The sequence below is a fragment of the Sphingomonas sp. 66-10 genome, assembly GCF_001897045.1.
GTDB classification, from domain to species: Bacteria; Pseudomonadota; Alphaproteobacteria; order Sphingomonadales; family Sphingomonadaceae; genus Sphingomonas; species Sphingomonas lycopersici.
Map to the genome: position 1 here is coordinate 35,818 of NZ_MKRR01000149.1, position 6,161 is coordinate 41,978.

General features: G+C 64.4%; 6 protein-coding genes. 2 read left to right on the forward strand and 4 right to left on the reverse strand.

Features of this window, described 5'->3' with window-relative positions; translation table 11 throughout:
• Positions 1–191: 191 nt before the first annotated feature.
• The 4 genes from bla to BGN95_RS22410 form a co-directional block, all read right to left on the reverse strand.
• Entirely contained in the window at positions 192–1,214 is a 1,023-nt protein-coding gene (gene bla / locus BGN95_RS22395; RefSeq protein ID WP_286774049.1) for a class A beta-lactamase, read from the reverse strand.
• Between the two features lie 279 nt (positions 1,215–1,493).
• Entirely contained in the window at positions 1,494–1,952 is a 459-nt protein-coding gene (locus BGN95_RS22400; RefSeq protein WP_286774050.1) for a VOC family protein, read from the reverse strand.
• Between the two features lie 55 nt (positions 1,953–2,007).
• Positions 2,008–2,412, reverse strand: coding sequence for a hypothetical protein (locus BGN95_RS22405; RefSeq protein WP_286774051.1), 405 nt, complete (start codon positions 2,410–2,412; stop codon positions 2,008–2,010).
• Positions 2,413–2,492: 80 nt separating this feature from the next.
• A complete protein-coding gene (locus BGN95_RS22410; RefSeq protein ID WP_286774052.1) occupies positions 2,493–4,904 on the reverse strand; it encodes an arylsulfatase in 2,412 nt (803 codons plus the stop codon).
• Positions 4,905–5,092: 188 nt separating this feature from the next.
• On the opposite strand from BGN95_RS22410, the gene BGN95_RS22415 reads away from it, so the two are divergent.
• Both BGN95_RS22415 and BGN95_RS22420 read left to right on the forward strand, forming a co-directional pair.
• Positions 5,093–5,242: a hypothetical protein gene (locus tag BGN95_RS22415; RefSeq protein WP_286774053.1), complete on the forward strand. Its 150-nt coding sequence runs from the start codon at positions 5,093–5,095 to the stop codon at positions 5,240–5,242.
• Positions 5,232–6,161: GGDEF domain-containing protein (locus BGN95_RS22420; RefSeq protein WP_286774054.1), on the forward strand; the 930-nt coding region annotated here is incomplete at its 3' end. The genes BGN95_RS22415 and BGN95_RS22420, both read left to right, overlap by 11 nt.

The window sequence follows — 6,161 nt, forward strand, 5'->3', positions numbered from 1 at the left end:
GCGCGTGCACCGGGGTAGCGCCGATCAATGCCGCGAACGCAAGCGCGGCCATTCCCTGTCCCACGCGGCCAAATGCCGTAGACGCGTGCAAATCGCGACGGAAGCGGCCGAGCGCCGCCCCGCCCCATTTGATATCCGACATAAACCCCATCCCCTTTGTGGTAATTATTCTACGCTGCGTGCGCGCCGGTTCAGCGCGTCGCGAAATAGTCGAACAGGCTGCGGCTGATCTCCGCGATCGCGCGCTCGCGCTGCGCCTCCGGCAGGCTGCTGCTCTTGGTGTAGACCGCGATCAGCAGATGCCCGCGGTCTCCCGGCAGCGTGATCATGCCAACATCGTTGATCGAGCCGCCGATCGTCCCGGTCTTGTGCGCGACCGTCGTTCCGGCGGGCAACAATCCCTTGATCCGCGCCGCCCCGGTTTCGCAGCGCTCCATGACACTACGCAGAAAGTCGCGGCTTTCGGGCTTGAGCAGCGGGCTCGCGAGCAATTTACCGAGCAGATCGACCATCGCGACGGGCGCCGACGTATCGCGCGGATCCTTTTCGAACGCGGCGTTCGCCGAATAGGCCGACTTTTCGATGTCGGCGTCGCTCAGGCCGCGCGCCATCAACGTCTTGACGAAGGGCGATCCGGCGGGAACCCCGTAAAAATCGTTGAGAAGATCGTTCACGCTGCGATCGACCTGCATCTCCGCGATGCCATTGGCGCGGAGCCAGGCGGTGACCGCCGCCGGGCCGCCCGCGAGCGCAAGGATCTTGTCGGTCGCGGTGTTGTTGCTCTGCGTGAGCATCAATTCCATCAGATTGGCGACCGACAGCATGACGCCGGGATGGACCACGCGATTGGCGACCTCGCCGGTCTGGTCGACATCCGCCTGCGTCACCGCGATCATCCGATCGAGCCGCATCTGCCCCTTGTCGACGAGCGACAGCAATGTTCCCGCGATCGCGACCTTATAGGTGCTCGCCATCGGGAAACGCTCTGCCCCCGCGACCGCACCGCTTTCGCCGGTTTCGAGCAGTCGGAAGGCGACGCCGACCCGGCCCTTGATCTGCTTTTCCAGCGCGGCGACCTGCGCGGCGACGGCTTGCTGCACCGATGCCGCCGCGGGACGTTGCGCTGCCGCGGTGATCCCGGCAGGCGACGGCGCCGCGACCGCCGGGGCGGCCACCAAAGCGATCAATGCAACATGGGCAAAGAGTTTCAACATCATCCCCCCTCCCGCGAGGCGCATGGCCCCCCCGGGCGTCAGTTTTCTATTTAGAGAAATATTTCCATAATGGCGGGATCGAGTCAATATTATTTCTGAAATGGGAAGTTGCGTCCCGTTATGAAAAGATTGCCCTCCGCCGAGCCGCCCCGAGCGGATCAAATATCATCGTATGTGAAGGGCTTGCGCGGCGACGGGGACAGGATCGCGGGCGAGCGATACCGCTGTCCGCGGCCGCGACCGGCTATTTTTCGAAAAAAGTCGCCGCGGCTCGCGACGCTATTTCGACGGCGGCTTTGGTTCCCAAAGCTCGATCTTGGTCCCATCGGGATCGACGATCCAGGCGAATTTCCCGCTGGGATCACTGTCGTCGCGCTTGATCGGGACAACGCCCTTGGCTTTCAGGCGATCGAGGAAGGATGCGAGATCGTCGACCGCGAAATTCAGCATGAACTCGCGCTTCGACGGCGCCATATAATCGGTCGCCTGATCGAACGCGTTGACCGTAATGACCGGCGGATGGTTCGGCGCATCATATCGCAGCAGCGCCCCGCCCCAGCTCTCGATCCTGATGCCGAGGACATCCCGATACCAGGCCATCAGTTTTTTCGGGTCGGGACTCTTGAAGAAGATTCCGCCCAAACCGGTGATCCGCCCGGCCGGCTCCGCTGAAACCGCCCCCGGCATCACCGAGAGCCCCATGACGACGAGCAACAACAGCCGACGGGTACAGGGCACGACATCGAGTCCCCCTATTGTTTCGGCGCGATCGTAGAAGGCGGTGCGCCGCGTTTCAATGCCGCCCGGCGCCGCGCGGACCGACCGCCAGCGCCATCATGATGCGGGTCGAACAAATCGCGCAATCGAGCGCGCTGGCGGCGCCCTCGGGGCAATCGATGCACGACCGGCGCGGCGTGGAGCCGTCGACGATGCCGAGCAGCAAACGCTCGTCGCCGGAGAGCGCGGGGGCCTCCCCGCATCGCATCGGCCGCGCGATCGCCGTCTCGAACAGCACGCACAGGCTGTCGAACACCGGGGCAAGCATCATCGCATCGGCGGATTCGAGCGCCCGCGCGAGGCACGGCTGGGTCGGTTGCCCCGTGTCGCGCGCCTCACGCCAGCATCTCACCGCACGGATCACGAGAGCCAAACCAGTCGGCGCATCGCCCGGGAGCGCGTGATCGGTCATCGGCGCCATGTCCGTTCATTGTTGAGAATCGTTCGCAACAATGGGCGCTTTTACCCGGCACGGCAAGCCATGACACCGGGGGACCCCTATCAATCGGGGGACGAGCGAGTCCGGCCGGCGGGGATGTCGAGATGGAGGTCGATCCGCTCGAGCGTCCCGCTGAAGGGGAATGGCACCTTATAGTCCTCGGCGACCGGCGTGCCCGTATCGCTGCCGATGCTGACGCCCTCGGTCGAGAACCAGCCGGGCACGGTATGCTCGATCCGTCCCTGTGCCAGATCCTTGCCGTCGGCCTTCAAGGTGAACACGCCGCCCTTCCCGAAGCCACCCCCGTCATATTTGAAGTCGACGACGATGGCATGCTTGCCCGGGGCGAGCGGAACCTGGCTGTCGAGCCGCACCGACTGGCCGGGGAAATTGAAGAATTTATAGATGAAGCTCGGCTTGCTCTTGTACATGACGAGCCCCCAGCCGCCGAAGCGGCCGCCCTCGGTCACCAGCACGCCCTCTGCGCCCTCGCGCGGCACGTCGACGGTCGCGGTCAAGGTGAAGGATTTGTTCTTCACCTCCGGGAAAGCGGGATCGGGCAGCCGCGGGCCGGGATAGAAAGTAAAATCGCGCCGCCCCGCGAACGCCGACGGGCGCTGATCGGCCTGCATCCGCGCGATCGTGCTCGGATCGAGCGGCAGGACGTTGTACTTCCTCGCTTCCTCAAGGAACGCCGCCTGCATCTTCTTCAGCCGTTCAGGCTCTTTCGCGGCGAGATCCTCGGCCTCCGAATAATCCTTGGCGACATGGTACAATTCCCAGGTGAAGGCGTTGGCGTCGAAAGGCTGGACCGCCACCCAGGGCAGCCGCTTGGGGTGCGTCGCGGCGACCCAGCCGTCCTGGTAGATCGCGCGATTGGCGAACATTTCGAAATATTGCGTGGTGTGCCGGTCGGGCGCCGCGGCATTGTTGAAGCTGTAGACGAGGCTGGTGCCTTCGATCGGCTTCTGCTTCACGCCATTGACCTCGGTCGGCTGGGGGATGCCGATCGCTTCGTAAAGCGTCGGCGCGATATCGATCACATGGCTGAACTGCGAGCGGATCTCGCCGTGCGCCTTGATCCGCGCCGGCCAGGAGATCGTCATGCCGTTGCGCGTGCCGCCCCAGTGCGACGCGACCTGCTTGGTCCACTGGAACGGCGTGTCCATCGCCCAGGCGAAACCGGCCGGATAATGTTCGTCGGACATCGGCCCGCCCATCTCGTCGAGATGGTTGATCATGTTGGCGACGGTATCGGGGACGCCGTTCAGCCCGGCCATCTGGTTGATCGACCCGTTGAGGCCGCCTTCCGCGCTCGCGCCGTTATCGCCCTCGATATAGATGATGATCGTATTGTCGAGCCGGCCCTGGGCGCGCAATTCCTCGATCACCCGCCCGATCTGATGATCGGAATAAGCGTTGGTCGCCGCATAGACTTCCATCAGCCGCGCCGCGACTTTCTTCGCATCGGGCGACAGGCTGTCCCAGGCAGGGATTTCCGGCGGTCGCGGGGTAAGCTTCGCATCGGCGGGAATAACGCCGAGCTTCTTTTGCCGCGCGAAGGTCTCCTCGCGCAATTTGTCCCACCCCTGGTCAAACTGACCGCGGAATTTGGCGATCCACTCCTTGGGCGCCTGATGCGGCGCATGCCCGCTGCCGGGGGCGTAATAGAGGAAGAAGGGCTTGTCGGGCGCCTGCGTCCCCACCGTCCGCAGCCAGTTGATCGCATGATCGGCGAGATCGCGGTCGAGGATGTAATTGGGGTCGTTCGCGGGCGGCTCGACCGGGTTGCGGTTCTCGGTCAACGCCGGCGCCCATTGGTCGGTCTCGCCGCCGTTGAAGCCGAAGAAATAGTCGAACCCCAGCCCACTCGGCCAATTGTCGAATGGCCCGGCCGGACTATTCTCCCAATCGGGGATATTGTGGTTCTTGCCGAGCCAGCCTGTCGCATAGCCGTTCTGGCGCAGGACCTCGGCGATCGTCGCAGCGCTCTTTGGAATGATCGAGGTATAGCCGGGGTAACCTGTCGCCAGTTCCTGGATCACCCCGGTCCCGACCGAATGGTGGTTGCGCCCGGTGAGCAGCGCGGCGCGGGTCGGCGAGCATAATGCCGTGGTGTGGAACCGGTTGTAGCGCAGCCCGTTCGCGGCGACCGCGTCGAAGACCGGGGTCGGCACCGGCCCGCCGAACCCGCTATAGGTGCCGAAGCCGACATCGTCAGTCATGATCAGCAGCACGTTGGGCGCCCCCTTCGGCGCGACGACCGGCGGCGGATAATGCGGCTTGGACGATTCCGCCGGCGTGACCCCCAAAGTGCCTTGATAGGGCGGCACCGGACGCGGCAGCACCGTGGCGGGGCTGAACACGCCGGACGGCACCGCGGTCGATTGCGCCGCGGCCTGCGGAGCGACCGGCAATTGCCCGATCGTCGCCAGAACCGAACAAGCGTATAGCCAGCTTCTGGATTTGATCATCGCTCCCTCCCCTGTCGCCGCATCTCGTGACGCATTCGTGCGACCACGATCTTATGTCGCGATCCGCATCAGTCCAGAACATCTATTGCTTGCGCCACACGCTCGCGCTTGTTGAATAGTGTACGAGCGTGCAGGCAATCCGCAAGCCCCTCGCCGCCGACAGATCTTTTGTGTAAAGATCTAGAGCCATGGATATTGATAAATTAACTCGACTTCTCAGTATCTTCGCAATCGAAGTAATCGGCACGGACCTTTGCGGCGGAACGCTCATCGCGCGATGGGACGCAATTCTGCCCGACGGTTCCGGCACCCAGGAGAAGGATGGCAATGCCAATTGAAAAACAGGCAACAGGGCCGAAAATCCTTCGCTTTCTCGACGATCATCGACTGCAGCACAGCCCGGCCAATTATGCCTTCGTCCATCGCGTCCTGATCGAGCAGGATGCGGTGCTGAAGGCGGAGGTGGAGCGGATCGTCGACGGCGGCTTCCGCATCGGCCCTGACGAGGTGGCGCGGCTCGCCGGCGAGACACCGGCCGAACCGGCCCCGGAACATCATGGTGCGTCGCAGCTCGATCGGCTGACGTTGCGCGTCCTCGACATCATCGGCGATGCGGCCAGCGCGACCGGCGATCTCAATCGCGATCTGGTCAGCGCCGCCGCCTCGCTGGTCGGCGCGGCGGAATCCAGCATTCGCTCGGTCGTCTCCGCGATGATCGAGCGGACGACGCTCGCCGAAGCCAGCCTCGCCGATGCGACGCGGCAAGCGCAATCGCTGCGCGCGGAGCTCAACGCGCTGCGCACCGATGCGAGCCGCGACCGGCTGACCGGGCTTCTCAACCGCGCGGGGGTGGAGGAAAGGCTGGCGACCGCGATCGCATCCCCCAAGGGGTGTGCGATTGCGCTGATCGACATCGATCATTTCAAGCGCGTCAACGACGGCCACGGCCACGCGGTCGGCGACCGGTTGCTGCGCACGGTGGCGACCGAACTGGCGGACTCATGCCAGCCGCACACCGTCGCGCGCTGGGACGGCGGGGCATTCCTGATCCTGATGGAAGACATGACCGCGCGCGATGCCAACGCGATCATCGACACCGCACGTGTGCGTCTCGCCAGCCGTCGCCTGAAGGTACGCGAAAGCGACGCGCCGCTCGGCACGATCACCTTTTCGGCGGGCATCTCGTCGTCCAGGGGACGCGCCGTCCCCGCGTTGATCGCCAGCGCCGAGGCGTTGCTCGATCGTGCCAAGAATGGC